The following is a 16,745-nucleotide window of genomic DNA, read 5'->3' on the forward strand; positions in this document are numbered from 1 at the left end:
AATTCAGTATATATATAATTTGGGCTTCTGCTAGCTAACATTTACACGAATAGATATAATGCAGCGCTTGCTGACAGAGGCTAACAATGCACAACTCTATACCCCCTATCTACGAACATAAAAAATACTGGGCCGAGTGCTACGGAATTGCACCCTTTTTACCCACCAGCCGTCAAGAAATGGACGCATTAGGTTGGGATAGTTGCGACATTATCATCATTACCGGTGACGCCTATGTGGATCACCCTAGCTTTGGGATGGCGATTATTGGCCGCCTTTTAGAAGCGCAAGGCTTTCGTGTCGGCATCATTGCCCAGCCCCGTTGGAGCAACAAAGACGATTTCATGACATTGGGTGAACCCAACCTGTTTTTTGGCATCACCGCCGGCAACATGGACTCAATGATCAACCGCTACACCTCAGACCGAAAACTGCGTCACGACGATGCGTACACTCCCAACAATGAAGGGGGGAAACGTCCAGATCGCGCAACTTTAGTTTATTCTCAGCGCTGTCGTGAAGCATACAAGCACGTCCCTATTGTGTTAGGTGGTATAGAAGCAAGTCTGCGTCGTATTGCCCACTACGATTACTGGTCTGATAAAGTGCGTCGTTCGGTATTGTTAGATGCCAAAGCGGATTTATTACTGTTTGGTAACGCTGAGCGCGCTTTAATTGAAGTAGCGCATCGCCTTGCCGATGGTGAAGACATTAGCGAACTGACCAATATTCGTGGTACAGCGGTTAACCTTGTTGAACCTCCGGCAGGCTACAGCATCATTGATTCCTCTCGAATTGAAAAGCCGGGTAAAGCCTTTGTGCCCACTAACCCGTACGAGGTGGAAAGCAACTGTAGCGACAAAACGGATGAGCCGAGCGAGAGCAAACCAGAACCTGTAATAGTACGCCCCACTCGTCACGACGCCGAAACCACAGCGGTGCGTCTGCCTGCATTTGAAAAACTGCACAATGATCGTATTTTATACGCACATGCCAGTCGCATCATGCACTTAGAAACTAACCCTCATTCAGGACGTGCGCTTATTCAGCGTCACGGCAATCGTGAATTGTGGGTAAACCGTCCGCCGTTTCCTCTTTCGACTGAAGAGATGGATTATGTGTTCGGTTTGTATTTTGCTCGTGTCCCGCACCCTATGTACGGTAAAGCCAAAATTCCGGCTTATGACATGATCAAAACCTCAGTCAATATTATGCGTGGCTGTTTTGGCGGCTGTTCATTCTGTTCTATTACTGAGCATGAAGGGCGCATCATTCAAAACCGCTCTCAAGAATCCATAATCAGCGAATTAGAAGACATTCGCGACAAAGTACCCGGATTTACTGGCACAATTTCCGATCTTGGTGGCCCAACTGCAAACATGTATCGCTTAGGCTGTAGCATTCCTAAAGCAGAAGCCTCCTGTCGTCGCCCATCGTGTGTATTCCCCGGCATTTGTAATAAACTCAATACCGATCATAAACACACCATTGATCTATACCGTGCAGCTCGAAACGTTGATGGCGTGAAGAAAATCATGATTGCCTCCGGCGTGCGTTACGACTTGGCTATTGAGTCTCCAGAATACGTCAAAGAATTGGTCACTCACCATGTAGGTGGTTATCTAAAAATTGCCCCAGAGCATACCGAAAAAGGCCCTTTGGACAAAATGATGAAACCGGGCATGGGCGCCTATGACCGTTTCAAAGAGATGTTCGAAAAATACAGTAAAGAAGCGGGTAAGAAACAGTATCTGATCCCCTACTTCATTTCTGCCCACCCCGGCACTGAAGATGAAGATATGGTTAACTTAGCATTGTGGTTAAAAGCCAATAGCTACGAGTGTGATCAGGTGCAAAACTTCTATCCATCGCCTATGTGTAACGCCACTGCTATGTATTACTCAGAGACTAACCCTCTTAAGCGTGTTAAATACAAAAAGCGTGAAGATGTACCCGTAGCCAAAGGCGAGCGTCAGCGTCGCTTACACAAAGCACTGCTTCGCTATCACGATCCTGCTAACTGGCCATTGATTCGTGAAGCCTTGATCAACTTAGGCAAAAAACACCTCATTGGCGACAAGCCTACCTGCTTGGTGCCAGAAGAAGATCTGGATAAACAAACGCCTGCACAGCGTCGTAAATCGGGACGCCATGGCGCACACCGCTTTGCCACTAAACATACTGACAGCCAACCGGATATCCGTAAGCCAAACTCCAATGGCAAGCCAAAACCGGGACAACAAAAGTCTCGCAATGGCAATAGCTCTTCAACAGGAACGGGCAAAGGTCGTCATCCACAGGGACAGAACGCTCAAGAGAACAAGACTCAAGGGCGCGATGGTCAACGAAGTTCAGGACAAAACAAAGGGGGTCAGCAAACTCGGCCACATGCGGGCAAACCTAAGGCCGGTAAAAAGCCGACACGTCGCCGCTAATTTGTCTCTGCAATAAAGAATAAAAAGGCCGTTATATATTCCTATATAACGGCCTTTTTGTTGTCTGGATAATACCAATCACACTAAGTCAGTGATCAGAACTAGCGCAGGAAAAATTCTAGAGAACAAGGCACGATTTTTTGATAAATCGTTATTCTACAATCAAAAATTCTAACACCGTTATCGAGCATTTTAACAAGCTAGCATGACCCGTTATTTAGTACGATTGATATAAACACTAGTTCGGTTCAAATCTATGCAAGAAGGCTGGCAAAATGAGCAAGCTAAAGCACAGTATCGCGCTCAAAGCGATACTCAATAGCACCCCTATCGAATGCATCCCTTGATGATCAGATAAGGTTAATGCACCAAAGGTAGCAATGGTGGTCAGGCAACTAATGAGGGTTGCTTTAGGAGTAGACGCGGCAAAAAATCGAGTGATCGTTTGCTCGTGTCTAAAGCGCTTCACTATATGAATACCGTTATCAACACCTAAACCAAAAATAAGCGGTATCACAATAATATTTGCCATGTTTAATGACTGACCAAACCAATGCGCAATCGCCAGTGTGGTGCTTGTGGTCAGCAATAGCGGAATAAAAATAAAGATGATGTCTCGTTTATGTTCCACCGTTAAAAATAGAATAAACGTAATACTGACAATAGAAATCCCTATCGCGATATAAAACGCTTTGACTACAATATCACCCACGTTTTGCTCAGCTACTGCGCGACCGGTCGCCAGTGGCGCAATTTGCTGCACCGCACTGACAAATGCATTTACCGCCGTTACATCACGCATATTTCCTGACGGGAGTACCGACACTAACCATTCACCATCATCAGACACATACTTAGAGCGAATATCATCAGGTAACATGGCAACCCTTGGTTCAGTAACTTGTCCGCCTTGGGTCAATAACGTCGACAAAGGTTGCAATTCAGCAGTTAAGTGGCGCTTTAGAGCAAGGATACTGGCGTTTGTAATGTCACCTCTTGTGATATTGATGCCGTTCTTCACAAGTAAATCGGCATGTTTATCGAAAAACGCATTCCAACTCATTGCTTGAGCATGACCAATACTCGGCAAGTCGGCGATTTTTTGCAATTGCGCAACTCGGTTTGAAAAGTCATTGGGTAAATACGACAGTGCGCTTACCGTCGTCGCCACTTCTGGCTTGTTAGCCAACTGCTGTTGCCACTGGCGAGCTTGCTGTTTATCTTTTGCTACAGCAAAAAGTTGATAATTTGAGCTTAATTTATGGTCTTGCAGCCATTGTAAGGTTTCGACCGACTCAGAGTTTTTGTTCTTTAACACAAGCGTCGAAAAGTCGAATTTAAACTGCATTGCGCCAAAAACCGTAATGCAAGCACCAACAAAAGTCAGCTTAATAATGCGTCTATGATAGGTGATGATCCACTGTCCTAAATTCATAAACGCCTTGGAGCGTTTGGTATGACTGCGTTTCACTTCAGGGTAACCAAAAAATTGAAAGAACAAAGGAATCACTAAAAACGTAGCCAATAACCCTAAGATCATACCAGCGGCTGAAATAATACCAAGTTCACCTAGCCCAGCATAAGCCGTTGGATAGAAACTTAAAAAACCAATTGCCGACGATAACGCACATAAACCCAATGGATAAATGCTGTGCTGTATAGAAAACAATAAGCTCTGATCATTATCATGGCCTTTAAGACGCTGTTCATAGATATGCAAACTCAAATGAACCGCAAAATCGACGCCTAAGCCGATAAAAATCACCATAAATACGATCGAAATCGTATTAAACGCCCCGACCAACAACAAGCCTGCACTAAACGTCCAAATTAAGCCTACTAGCACTGCCAGATAACTAGCTGCAATGATTCTCAGCGAGCGAATACCCACCGCTAAAATCAGAATCAACGCAATCAAAGAGACCACGCCCGCTAATTTGACGCTGCTATTGGCATCTTGCACTTCATCAAAGTCTAACGCTGTTTGTCCTGTGACGCGCACCATAACATCAGCCGGCATTCCCACACTCGAGATAACATTACGTACCGCGCTCATGGTCAATTTATTTGAGTCAGCCTGCTGCGCATCAAATAAAGCATTTAACGTAATCACATAGCCATTTTTTGGCGCAATATTGGCAAACAGCAATCCACGCCAATCTACGTCTTTATCATTGGAAGCCTGAATTATAGGTTGCAGCAGTGTTGATAATTCTTGTTCTGACTTCGGCTCGCTAAGAGCGCTATCTAGCGCTCCCAAATAGCCAGAAAGATGCTGGGTTTTCATCAATGCCGTGGCATCTGGCATCAACAAAGAAACCTTGTCTTGAAAGGCCGCAAACTCAGTTTTATTCAAAAAGCCAACGGCATAGTGCTCAAACCAAGGTAGCGTTGAAAGCGCAAGCACATCCGTAAATTGCTTGTCGCTTTTAAATGCATGGAATAACCGCTGGGTGGCCATTTTGGCTTGTCGATCATCTTTAGATGACACTACAACCACAATATTACCTGTATCAGGAAACTTGGCTTCTACCTCATCCAGATTGTCACGCCACGGTCCCTTTTGGACCACTAGCTCACTCAGATCGGCATTGATTGAAAAATGTTTAACGCCATAAAAAGCGGCCGCCATAGTGACGGAAACGAGCAGCAATAACAGCAATTTTGGAAAGCGAATTATGAGGGTAGTAAAACGTTGCACTGTTGTTGCCTCTAACGAACAAGGGTCAAAAAATAACCAAAAAAATAGCCAAAAAAACCAAGACAGCAATATACCTTGGTAAAAAATTAATACGATATTAAATCTCAAAAAGTCACAAAAACGTCACTTTCGGGCGACACAATATCATTTTAAGTTAAAGATAGTCAGTCCTTGAAAAGTCTTAAACGTTATCAATATGAACGCTATGCGGTATTGTGCCGACTGGCCTATCCTCGCATCTTTAAGCAAACCGCATTTGGTTTTGATCCTAATGGTCAAAGGATCATACGTAATGCCGAACAAAAAATTATGGCTCGGGTGCTATGGAACAAAAAACGTCAAGAGGTCGTTTTGGTCATCAAAGGCTCTCATAGCGTGAAAGACTGGCTACTCAATCTTGCCTTTTGGCATCGAAGTTGCCATCGCTTTGGTTTGAATTATTCTATTCATGCCGGCTTTCACTATCTATTATCTCAAGAAAGTCCGCCGTCACATAGAGATGATCGCTTAGGATTGTCAGTATTTGAGAGAGTGCTCGATATTGTGGGACCTTTGTTAGACAAAGGCATGCGTCTTGTGATCACAGGCCACTCTTCTGGTGGTGCTATTGGATGTGTGATTGGTGATTATATCGAGCATCATTACCCAAAAGCCATCAAACGTATCGTCACCTTTGGTCAACCTGCTACGGGATGTTGGCGCTTTAAAAAACGCTACAAACTGCCGCATAAAACCTACCGAGTCTGTTGCGACCTCGACGTTGTCACCTTCATGCCTCTCATCCCTTTCGCCTATTGGCATGTCGGAAAAATGCTCTGGCTGTACAACGGCCGCATCTATGAAAACACCCCCACCATCATGCGCCTAGCCCGCTCCCTCATCAGCTGGATAATCCGCCCCTTCTCCTACCACCTAATGAGCAAATACATCCGCAACAAAGACTTCTTCGATGAACATTAATTGCGGGGTCAGGTCTTGAAATTTGCACGCTTGCCATTTTTTACTCTCTCACGGCGTTGCACATTTCACATTGTGCGTTGCTAAATTTAAGGCGCTAGATTTAAGGGGGTAGATTGAAAGGGTCAGGTTTAAGATGCTCAGTTCAAGATGCTCAGTTCAAGATGCTCAGTTCAAGATCCTAAAGATTCAGACTATCAGGGAAATGATGCAGCGCGACACACTGCATCATTAATCACTATTTACATCTTCTTGATATACAAATCTTTTGAGTAAATACGACCTTCAGCATTGTGTTTTGGTACGCCAACCACGTTTGGTCGCACTAAACGGGCTTGCATAAAGTAATAGATTGGCGCAATTGGCATGTCTGCCGACAAGATAGATTCAGCTTGATCGTACAATTTATTCCGTTGTGCTTGATCCGTTTCCGCTTGCGCTTTATCCATCACCGCATCGTAATTTGCGTTGGAATAAAAGGCAAAGTTACGGTCATTATTTGAAGTAAATAAGCTCAAGAAAGTAGACGCTTCGTTATAATCGCCGCACCAAGATGCACGCAAAACATCAAACTGTCCTTCTTTTCTGGATTCAAGATACGACTTCCATTCTTGGTTTTCTAAAGTCACATCGACGCCCAAAGTTTTACTCCACATTGAAGCAATACCCACAGCAATCGCCTTATGACTCTCTGAAGTGTTATACAGCAAATTTAACGACAATGGATGCTGTGCGTTATAACCCGCCTCTTCTAGCAATGCTTTGGCTTTTTGATCACGCTGTTTTTGTGTGAGCTTAGCGTATTCTGGCTGCGTAGCATGAAATCCTGCCACATCTTGATGGGCAAAGGTATAAGCAGGTAGATGCCCACTGTCAGTAATGCCGTGCGTCACCACATCACGCATAATGGTATACGAAAGCGCCTTGCGCACTCTCGGGTCTTTTAGCTCCTCACGCTGAGTATTAAACGCATAGTAATAAGTACATAGCATTGGCGATATTTGATACGCATCGGGCAAATCTGTTTTCAGTTTTTGCGCCATTTGCGCTGGCACATCTGAGGTAATATCAACTTCACCACTACGATAGCGGTTATAGGCCGCCATTTGATTTTCAAATGGGATATAAGTGACTTTATTTAAGTGCGTATCTTTACTGTCCCAATACAGCGGGTTTTTCTTAAGAGTGATGCTTTCATTCACTACCCAAGCATCTAGACTAAACGCGCCATTAGACACAAGGTTACCCGGCCTTGCCCAAGTATCAGGGTGTGCTTCAACACTTTTTCGGTTTATCGGCATCATTACCGTATGCCCTGTCATGGCCAAAAAATAAGGAACTGGCTTAGACAATGTAAAACGCAAGGTATGTTCATCAATAGCTTGCACACCAAGATCCGTTACCGGCTTTTTACCCTCAATAATATCTTCAGCATTTTGTATTTCAGTAAGTTTTAAATACCATGCATTCGGAGAAGCCGTTTTGGGATTGACCGCTCGACGTAGGCTGTACACAAAATCCTGCGCGGTAACGGGTTCGCCGTTAGACCATTTTGCGTCTTTACGCAGATAAAAGGTAAACACCTTATTATTCTGATTGTCCCAACGCTCTGCGGTGCCAGGAATCACATTACCGTCGCCATCTTGAATCACCAAACCTTCAAATAAGTCACGCACCACATGTATTTCTGGCATGCCTTCAGCATTTAGTGGGTTTAACGTGGCTACCTCAGCATCGTTGGCTCGCACCAATTCTTGCTTAGCGGCCAACTCACCGGCTTGCGGCAATGGATTGGCTTGTGCTTGAGGCAAAATTTGAGTAGCTAATAGCACTGAAGTTGCAATCATGCTTAGTGATGGCAATGTCATGAAATGTCCTTATCGACGATAATTTTACGTGGCGTTAATTGTCGCATAACGAATTAAAAAAACGAGATGAAACTGTATATTAGCAAAGAATAAATTGCGATTTAAGTAAGAAAAAACAGCGCAAAAATGCTGATAACTCTAATCTAAGCCATTTCCCTTTATAAACAGCTCAACACAACTTTGAATATACACCTTACGTTGTTCATCACTTTCTTGGCAATTTTCACCAAGGTTGGCAAAGTACACCGCCCGACCATGGAACAACAACAACAGCTGCATTGCCGCGTCTTCCACAGGAGTCATTAACGTCAAAGATTGTTGTGCTAACTTTTTCGTAAGGTAATGACTTAGCGTTGTGATGGTCGTTTTCGGCCCTGATTCTAGATACATCGATGCAAGATCGGGGTGCGTGTCTAATTGACTGATCGCATTGCGATACGTCTGTTTAACGCCATCTTCCAACAACATATTTTGAAAGCGCATCCCAAATTCCACCAGCATCTGTTGCAATGGAAGCTGATAATCAAACTCACTGTCGTTAATACGATGGGTAATACACTTTGACTGAATGCAAGTTTCAAACAGCGCATCTTTGGTACCAAAGTGAGCGTAAACGGTTTGTTTAGACACATTAGCCGCCTTTGATATCGCGTCCATGCTGACCCGATAGCCGTGTTCGGCAAACAATTGCCCTGCTGCCAATAAGATCTGTTGTTTCTTATGTTCGTGTCTATTCACTGTTTTTCCTCACAAACCTTCACTTTCGTTAAACTTTATAACAATCAAACTGGACAGTCTAGTTTGATTGTTGTTTAATTGCACAATAATAACCTTAATGCATATCAGGGATGTCAATGCTACCCACATCACACTTAAAAACTGCGCTACTACTGAGCATGACAGCCTCACTCAGCGGCTGTTTTGACTCATCAACCCAATCCACTGAACCAGCCGAATCAACGCAACATCTAAGCGTGCAAACCTATTCCCTTCACCAAAGCGATCACTATCAAGTGCAACGAGAATATGTGGGCACCATCAAGGCATCACAGCAGTCTCGTCTTGGGTTTGAGTTTCCCGGAAAAGTATCGGCTATTTTGGTCGATGTCGGAGACAAAGTGGCAAAAGATGCCCCGCTAATCCGTTTAGATACTCAACTATTGGAAACCGAAGCGAAGCAATTACATGCCCAGCGCAACGAAATTAAAGCGCAGTTACAACTGGTTGACGCTAACTTAAAGCGCCAAAGATCGCTTAAATCAAAAGGATTTAGCGCCGAAGCAGAAATGGATGCACTCACCAGTGAAAAAGCGGTGTTACAAGCCAATACCGTACGCCTTAATGCCAGTATTCAAGCCAACTCACTCAAGCAAAATAAATCGACCATTAAAGCGCCCTATGCTGGTATTGTCAGCCAGCGTCATGTGTCCCTTGGTGATGTTGTTAATGCCGGTGCACCTACCTTAACCTTGCTAGCGCAAGACAATAAAGAAGCTTTTGTTGGCATACCCACAGCGCAACTGGCTAATATTAGTCAACTCAAGCAACCGCAAATCCGCATCGCCGATAACACCTATGCCGTGAAACTTCTTAACCCCGGCGCACAGGTGGACTTAAACTCAAGAAGTGTTGGTCTTCGTTACCTATTGCCCGACAGTGCACAAGTTATCGATGGACAACTGGCGTATCTTAACTACCAAGAAAGCATGTCGGAAAGTGGGTATTGGATCCCAAATACGGCTTTAACCGACGGTATTCGTGGGGTATGGAATGTGTTTGTCATCACGGATGACGAGCTAGTCGAGCGCCGTAGCGTACAAGTGTTGTTTGCCGATAGCCAAAACGCCTATGTGCAAGGGGCTATTTCCGAAAACGAACGCATTATTAAAAATGGCCTACACCGCATTGTTCCCGGACAAAAAGTGACGCCTATTTCGAGCGGGGAATAAACGATGAAAATCATCAACATCGTCTCTAACACTCGCTTATTAATATTGATGACGGCGTTTTTATTGGTCAGTGGCTTCTCTTCTTTTAACACTTTGCCACGCGCTGAAGATCCTGTTATCAGCAACCGTTTTGCCACAGTCACCACCAGTTATCCCGGTGCCAGTGCCGAGCGTGTCGAGGCACTCGTCACTGAAGTCGTCGAAAATAAACTGCGCGAACTCAGTGAAATCAAACTGATTTCATCCACCTCTCGTCCTGGCGTGTCTATCATCAATATCGAACTCAATGATGAAATCACCCACCCAGATCCTGTGTGGTCTAAAGCGCGCGATAAGCTCTCCGATACTCCGCCGCTACTGCCTGTCGGCACATTTGCTCCGGAGTTTGATAGTGACCATACTTACGCATTCACCCTTATTACTGCCCTCATATGGCAAGGAAGCAGTGACAGCGATTTATTAACTCTTGGGCGCTATGCAAAAGAGCTTTCGTCTCAGCTGCGTGCGTTATCAGGCACTGAGTTTGTTGATAGTTACGGTATGCCAAAAGAGGAAATATTAGTTAGCCTTGATACGAGCTCAGCGGTAGCACTAGGCAATTCCAGTGCCAGTATTGCGCAGAGCTTAGATGGCGCAGATGCTAAAAACTCAGCCGGTGAACTGGTTAACGGACATTCAAGATTTGGCTTAGAAATTGCCTCAGATTTAAACTCCCTAGAGCGCATCCGCCAAGTGCCGATTGCAATAGACGCACAAGGCCATCGCATACGCTTAGAAGACGTCGCCACAGTCACTCGCACGCAAAAAACACCCGCAGGCGAGATTGCCATTATTGACGGTAAGCCCGGCGTCATTGTGGCCGCGCGCATGCAATCTAACTTGCGAGTGGATAAATGGACGCCTCGCGCTAGAGCCTTAATTGAGCACTATCAACAGCAGCTTCCTAGCAATATCAAAGTCGAAACGCTTTTTAGTCAGCAAGGCTATACCCAAACTCGCCTATCCGATCTGAGCGACAGTTTGTTGCTTGGCTTTAGCATTATCTTGGTTGTGCTACTGCTTACCTTAGGTTTTCGCGCCGCTATTATGGTGGCGGTCGCCTTGCCACTGACCTCTATGCTGACCCTAATGCTAATGAAGTTCACCGGCATTCCAATTAACCAGATGTCGGTGACCGGTCTTATTGTCGCCTTAGGCATAATGGTTGATAACGCTGTGGTCATGGTGGATACCATTCAAACCTACCGTTTAAAAGGCAAAGCCAAACTTGAATCTGCACTGATGGCAATTGAGCATCTTTGGGTACCTCTGTTGGGCTCTACTTTAACCACAATTTTGGCCTTTGCCCCTATCTTCCTAATGCCTGGAGCCAGCGGTGAGTTTGTCGGCGCAATTGCTATCACTGTTTCATTCTCACTGATTGGCTCATATATCATTTCACACACCATCATCGCAGGTTTTGCGGTGCACTTTTTGCCTAGCCATTCGTCTTCTAACCGCTGGTATCACACAGGTGTCCGCATTCCCCCTGTTACGCGAGCTTTCTCCAAAACCGTGTCATTGGCAATACGCCGTCCGCTGATTGCAATTGCATTGGTCGTCAGTGTACCAGTGGCAGGCTATGTCAGCCTGTCACAATTGACCGAACAGTTTTTTCCGCCGTCAGACAGAGACATGTTTGAAGTTCAGGTCTACCTGTCACCACAAGCCAGTATTTATGCTACCGAAAATGTGGCTGAAGAGGTTGATAAGATCATTCGACAATATCAAGGCGTTGAACAAGTTAACTGGTTAGTCGGCGGTAACTTTCCATCCTTTTACTACAATTTACAGGCCTCACAAAGCCGAGCGCCTTACTTTGCGCAAGCAATGGTGAAAACCGATACCTTCCAATCGGCCAATGACATGATCGTCAGGTTACAGCGTCACTTAAATCAAGCCATTCCCAACGCACAAATACTCGTCAGAAAGCTCGAACAAGGCCCTCCATTTAAAGCCCCTATCGAACTGCGCATTTATGGGGATAATCTTGACCAGCTAAAAAGCATAGGTGAAGACATTCGCTTGATCTTAGCCAACACTCAACACGTAACCCATACCCGAGAAACACTGCAACCGGGTACACCTAAAGTGTGGCTAGACATTGACGAAGATGCGGCAAAACTCAATAACATGACGTTAACCGATGTGGCGAATTTACTGCAATCATCGCTAGTAGGACGAGAAAGCGGCAGCATTATTGAAGCCAGCGAGTCGATTCCGGTACGAGTGCGAGTGGGCGACAGTGAAAGAGAAAATATGAGTCACCTTAGCAACTTGCGCTTACCGATTGCCTCAGAGGCTTACAGTACGGGCATGAGTATTTCCACCATTGCCAAGCTGAGCCTCACTCCAAGTCGAGGAGCCATTCCGCGCCGCAATGGACAACGTGTAAATACTATCGAAGGGTATATAGAAGCCGGCGTGTTACCCCAAACCGTATTAAACGACTTCCAATCTTCTTTAGAGCGCTACTCACTGCCAACGGGCTACCGCGTAGAATTTGGCGGGGAATCAGCAGAGCGAGATGAGTCAGTAAACAGCTTAATGGCCAATCTGGCTATGGTGATTACCTTAATGATTCTAGTGGTTGTACTGTCGTTCAACTCCTTTAGATTGAGCAACATCATATTCTCAGTAGCGTGGTTATCTGCGGGTCTGGGGATTTTGTCAGTGTATCTGTTTGGCTATCCGTTTGGTTTTACGGTCATTATCGCCATGCTCGGCATTGTCGGTTTGGCCATTAATGCCGCCATCGTGATTTTAGCCGAATTAAAAGCTAGCCCAAAGGCTTGCCAAGGTGATGAAAACGCCATTCTTGAAGCGGTGATGAGTTGTACCCGTCACATCACCTCCACCACGATCACCACTGTGGGAGGGTTTTTGCCATTGATTATTGCCGGAGGTGGTTTTTGGCCACCATTTGCCATTGCAATAGCGGGAGGGACAACCCTAACCACTTTAATCTCATTTTATTTTGTGCCGGCTCTATTTAAGTTGTTAATGAGAAAAGATAAACCTAAGAACAACTTATAAGATCACTGAATATCTGGGGAGTGTACTCCCCTTTTCCTACCCAATGTTTTAACCTATTTTCATGGTTATTGTGAAATAAGCGACACTCAACAGAGTTCGCTTTGAAAATGAATATTTAAGCCATTATCTACTAGACTTTCTAGTTATTCCTTTTATGCTAGATGGCGACTTCCTTTAATTACAACATTATTTAAAGGGTCAAAAGTTCATTAATTACGCTTAAGTCGGCGTCTAATACTAATAAATCATTTGGGAGAGACTTTTTACTCCCACTTATATGGATGTACTATGTTAAACACACTCATTGCACGCATAGCCAAGGGCAACCTTGTTATGCAAATCTTAGTCGGTATCGTTGCCGGCGCTATCCTTGCTACCGTTTCTCCTTCTACTGCTACTAGTGTTGGTCTGCTAGGTAGCCTATTTGTTGGTGCTCTTAAAGCCGTTGCACCTATTTTGGTATTCATTTTGGTGGCAGCCTCAATTGCCAACCAAAAGAAAAACCAACACTCTTACATGCGTCCGATCGTCATTCTGTATTTAATTGGTACCTTTTTAGCTGCGATCACCGCTGTTGTATTAAGCTTTGCTTTCCCGACAACATTAACCTTAGTAGAAAGCACAACTAGCGTAACGCCTCCACAAGGTATTGCTGAAGTACTGCATACTTTGCTGTTTAAACTAGTTGATAACCCAGTTCATGCTCTAATGGATGCCAACTACATTGGTATTCTTGCTTGGGGTATCGGTCTTGGTCTTGCACTGCACCACGCATCAGACACCACTAAATCAGTGTTTGAAGATCTAAGCCACGGCGTTTCTCAAATTGTTCGCTTTATTATCCGTCTAGCACCATTGGGTATCTTTGGTCTTGTTGCTGCTACGTTTGCAAGCACAGGCTTTAGCGCTCTACTAGGCTACGCGAACCTACTGTTTGTACTACTAAGCGCAATGCTAGTGATTGCATTGGTAGTTAACCCAATCATTGTTTGGGTTAAAACCAAACAAAACCCATACCCATTGGTTCTACAATGTCTGCGTGAAAGTGGCGTAACTGCGTTCTTCACTCGCTCAAGTGCAGCAAACATTCCAGTGAACATGGCGTTGTGTGAAAAACTAAAACTGGATGAAGATACTTACTCTGTCTCTATCCCTCTAGGTGCAACCATCAACATGGGCGGCGCGGCAATTACGATTACCGTACTGACTCTAGCGGCGGTGCATACTCTAGGTATTCAAGTTGATTTCTTGTCAGCAGTACTGCTTAGCTTAATTGCTGCTATCTCAGCATGTGGCGCATCTGGTGTTGCGGGCGGTTCTCTACTGCTTATCCCACTAGCGTGTAGCTTGTTTGGTATTCCAAACGAAGTAGCGATGCAAGTGGTCGGTGTTGGCTTCATCATCGGTGTTATCCAAGATTCTGCTGAAACAGCACTAAATAGCTCAACTGACGTTGTATTTACTGCGGCGGCTTGTCGCGCTGAACAAGCAAAATAATAATCAGAGTTACTCGCTAAAATCACGTTAATTATAAAGGTCGGGCAACCGACCTTTATTTTGCCTACAAAACAGCCCAAGCGTACAATAAACAAACCACTCGACTATATTTCACCCAAATCCAGTATAATATTCACCCATCACATCAAAACCGCAATATTAGTTTCCACTAGCCATCAATATGACTAATTACCCATTACTTGATCTTATAAAACAATAAGTTAAGTATTAAAAATGAATATTTATAGTGATTTTTAGGCATTGCCGTAATCGATACTGCGCTGTATATCTAGTTCTGTTCATACTAAAAATATTATAGACAGACACAACAATGACTAATCAAAAAACTATCTTGGGCCACCCACGTGGTCTTTTTCTGCTGTTTAGCACCGAGCTTTGGGAACGTTTCTCATATTACGCTATGCGTGCCATTCTGGTTTTATATCTCACAGACACAACCATTAACGGTGGCTTAGGCTGGAGCACAAAAGACGCTCTGGATTTATACGGTATTTATACCGGACTGGTATACGTCACACCGCTTATCGGTGGTTGGATTGCCGATAACTACTTAGGTCAACGTAAATCCGTTCTTATCGGCGGTATCTTAATGGCTATCGGTCAATTCTCTCTAGCACTTCCTGCTGGCGCGTTTGGCATTGATGCTTACACCTCTTTCTACCTAGGCTTAACACTGCTTATTTTAGGTAACGGTTTATTCAAGCCAAACATCTCAACTATGGTTGGCGACCTGTATGAAGAAGGTGACAACCGTCGTGACGGCGCATTTACCATTTTCTACATGGGTATCAACCTAGGCGCACTGATTGCGGGTATCGTGGCAGGTAGTGCGGCTAACGCCTACGGCTGGAATGCCGGTTTCCTTGTTGCCGGTATCGGTATGATGCTCAGTGTTGTGCTACAGCTGAGCTTAAGCCACTCTTGGTTAGGTAAAATTGGTACGGTTCCTGCGGCTAAATTAGGCCACAAGAACGGCGTTAAAACCAAAACTCCACTCACTAAAGAAGAAGTAGACCGTTTAAAAGTTATCTTAGTGATGGGCTTATTCGTGATCATTTTCTGGGCAGGCTTTGAACAAGCTGGCGGCCTAATGAATATCTACACTCAGCAATACACTGACCGTATGCTAGGTGGCTTTGAAGTGCCTGCAGCTTGGTTCCAATCATTAAACCCATTATTCATCATGCTACTAGCGCCTATCTTGGCTGCAGTATGGGTGAAACTGGGCAAACGTGAACCGACCTCTCCGGTTAAATTTGCTTTCGCTCTATTCTTCTTGTCGGTCGGTTTCTTGTGCATGGTTGGCGCGGTTCTACAACAAGGTGGCGATGAAAGCGTTAAAACTTCAATGATCTGGCTAGTTGGTGCGTACTTCTTCCATACTTTGGGTGAACTATGTATCTCTCCTATCGGTCTATCTATGGTGACAAAACTGGCTCCACTTCGCCTAGCATCATTAATGATGGGTGCATGGTTTGGCTTTAACGCTATCGCAAACTACGTTGCAGGCCTTATCGGCTCACATGTAGGCGACTTTGGCGCTATGGCTATCTTTGGTGGTATCGCTGTTGCGGCAACCATCTCAGGTATCATCTTGCTGTTCATGTCCAACACTTTGGTGTACTGGATGCATGGCGCAGAAAACAAACCTACAATGAAAGAAGATCAAGAGCTAGATCACGCCGTAATCTAACGCGCGATACAGCTTTAAACAGCGGTAAAACGTTACTAAAAGAAATGGGTCGCATATTGCGACCCATTTTATTACCAGCCCAGTTATTTAAAAACCCAACGTGAACTCAGTAAGTAGTTGCCTATTAGCCCTGCCCCTACCCCACACACAAAAGCCAAAGCATGAGTAACGTAATTCTCCCCTAGGCACAGCAATATTCCTTTGAACACCAATAGATTTGGCAACATTGATAAGCAGGCTGAAATAAAAAACCGCTTCCACTGCGCAAAGTGTCGCGCACTACTTTTAAAAGTATAAACACGGTTTCCTAGCCAAGTTGTTGTCGCCGCAACCACAAAAGACAACACTCTCGCCAACATTGTAGGCAACCCTAACCAATACACCAGTAAGGAAAAAACACTGATATCGACAATAAAACCAACAGCTCCCACCTTAGCAAAACGAACAAAACGGTGGTTTCTCATTCCATCCCCTTATAAAAGATCACCTTCATGTGAATAAATCATCTTGGTTTGACGAATAAATAGGTCTAAGATGAGCGCCTTTTCT

10 protein-coding genes are annotated in these 16,745 nt (G+C 44.7%); 6 read left to right on the top strand and 4 right to left on the bottom strand.

Features of this window, described 5'->3' with window-relative positions; genetic code table 11:
* Nucleotides 1-86: 86 nt before the first annotated feature.
* Nucleotides 87-2,435: a YgiQ family radical SAM protein gene (locus tag VHA01S_RS04610; RefSeq protein WP_023403188.1), complete on the top strand. Its 2,349-nt coding sequence runs from the start codon at nucleotides 87-89 to the stop codon at nucleotides 2,433-2,435.
* Nucleotides 2,436-2,673: 238 nt separating this feature from the next.
* Here the strand turns inward: VHA01S_RS04610 and VHA01S_RS04615 are convergent, their stop codons facing one another.
* Nucleotides 2,674-5,136 (bottom strand): MMPL family transporter, encoded by a 2,463-nt coding sequence (locus tag VHA01S_RS04615; protein WP_023403189.1) that lies wholly within the window; start codon nucleotides 5,134-5,136, stop codon nucleotides 2,674-2,676.
* A 171-nt stretch (nucleotides 5,137-5,307) separates the two neighbouring features.
* Here VHA01S_RS04615 and VHA01S_RS04620 point away from each other — a divergent pair, with 171 nt between their 5' ends.
* Nucleotides 5,308-6,096 (top strand): lipase family protein, encoded by a 789-nt coding sequence (locus VHA01S_RS04620; RefSeq protein WP_023403190.1) that lies wholly within the window; start codon nucleotides 5,308-5,310, stop codon nucleotides 6,094-6,096.
* A 239-nt stretch (nucleotides 6,097-6,335) separates the two neighbouring features.
* On the opposite strand, the gene VHA01S_RS04625 is transcribed toward VHA01S_RS04620, so the two are convergent.
* Nucleotides 6,336-7,961, bottom strand: a complete 1,626-nt coding sequence (locus tag VHA01S_RS04625) for a peptide ABC transporter substrate-binding protein (RefSeq protein ID WP_023403191.1) — start codon at nucleotides 7,959-7,961, stop codon at nucleotides 6,336-6,338.
* Between the two features lie 138 nt (nucleotides 7,962-8,099).
* A complete protein-coding gene (locus tag VHA01S_RS04630; RefSeq protein WP_023403192.1) occupies nucleotides 8,100-8,699 on the bottom strand; it encodes a TetR/AcrR family transcriptional regulator in 600 nt (199 codons plus the stop codon).
* A 116-nt stretch (nucleotides 8,700-8,815) separates the two neighbouring features.
* Here VHA01S_RS04630 and VHA01S_RS04635 point away from each other — a divergent pair, with 116 nt between their 5' ends.
* The 4 genes from VHA01S_RS04635 to VHA01S_RS04650 all read left to right on the top strand — a co-directional run bounded on the left by VHA01S_RS04635 (nucleotide 8,816) and on the right by VHA01S_RS04650 (nucleotide 16,196).
* Complete coding sequence (locus VHA01S_RS04635) at nucleotides 8,816-9,910, top strand: efflux RND transporter periplasmic adaptor subunit (RefSeq protein ID WP_023403193.1); 1,095 nt, start codon at nucleotides 8,816-8,818, stop codon at nucleotides 9,908-9,910.
* 3 nt (nucleotides 9,911-9,913) lie between these two features.
* The gene (locus VHA01S_RS04640; protein ID WP_023403194.1) at nucleotides 9,914-12,985 is read left to right on the top strand and encodes an efflux RND transporter permease subunit; all 3,072 of its coding nucleotides are present in this window, start codon (nucleotides 9,914-9,916) and stop codon (nucleotides 12,983-12,985) included.
* A 288-nt stretch (nucleotides 12,986-13,273) separates the two neighbouring features.
* Nucleotides 13,274-14,482 (top strand): serine/threonine transporter SstT, encoded by a 1,209-nt coding sequence (sstT, locus tag VHA01S_RS04645; RefSeq protein ID WP_023403195.1) that lies wholly within the window; start codon nucleotides 13,274-13,276, stop codon nucleotides 14,480-14,482.
* A gap of 331 nt (nucleotides 14,483-14,813) precedes the next feature.
* A complete protein-coding gene (locus tag VHA01S_RS04650; RefSeq protein ID WP_023403196.1) occupies nucleotides 14,814-16,196 on the top strand; it encodes a peptide MFS transporter in 1,383 nt (460 codons plus the stop codon).
* Nucleotides 16,197-16,279: 83 nt separating this feature from the next.
* Here VHA01S_RS04650 and VHA01S_RS04655 read toward each other — a convergent pair whose 3' ends face one another.
* Nucleotides 16,280-16,660, bottom strand: coding sequence for a GtrA family protein (locus tag VHA01S_RS04655; protein WP_023403197.1), 381 nt, complete (start codon nucleotides 16,658-16,660; stop codon nucleotides 16,280-16,282).
* Between the last annotated feature and the right edge of the window lie 85 nt (nucleotides 16,661-16,745).

It is taken from the genome of Vibrio halioticoli NBRC 102217 (assembly GCF_000496695.1).
Classification (GTDB): Bacteria; Pseudomonadota; Gammaproteobacteria; order Enterobacterales; family Vibrionaceae; genus Vibrio; species Vibrio halioticoli.

What these genes read in the sequence shown, in the direction of transcription:
- VHA01S_RS04625 (WP_023403191.1), bottom strand. Translation starts at nt 7,961, where the DNA reads ATGACATTGCCATCACTAAGCATGATTGCAACTTCAGTGCTATTAGCT.
- sstT (WP_023403195.1), top strand. Translation starts at nt 13,274, where the DNA reads ATGTTAAACACACTCATTGCACGCATAGCCAAGGGCAACCTTGTTATG.
- VHA01S_RS04610 (WP_023403188.1), top strand. Translation starts at nt 87, where the DNA reads ATGCACAACTCTATACCCCCTATCTACGAACATAAAAAATACTGGGCC.
- VHA01S_RS04655 (WP_023403197.1), bottom strand. Translation starts at nt 16,660, where the DNA reads ATGAGAAACCACCGTTTTGTTCGTTTTGCTAAGGTGGGAGCTGTTGGT.
- VHA01S_RS04635 (WP_023403193.1), top strand. Translation starts at nt 8,816, where the DNA reads ATGCTACCCACATCACACTTAAAAACTGCGCTACTACTGAGCATGACA.
- VHA01S_RS04650 (WP_023403196.1), top strand. Translation starts at nt 14,814, where the DNA reads ATGACTAATCAAAAAACTATCTTGGGCCACCCACGTGGTCTTTTTCTG.
- VHA01S_RS04640 (WP_023403194.1), top strand. Translation starts at nt 9,914, where the DNA reads ATGAAAATCATCAACATCGTCTCTAACACTCGCTTATTAATATTGATG.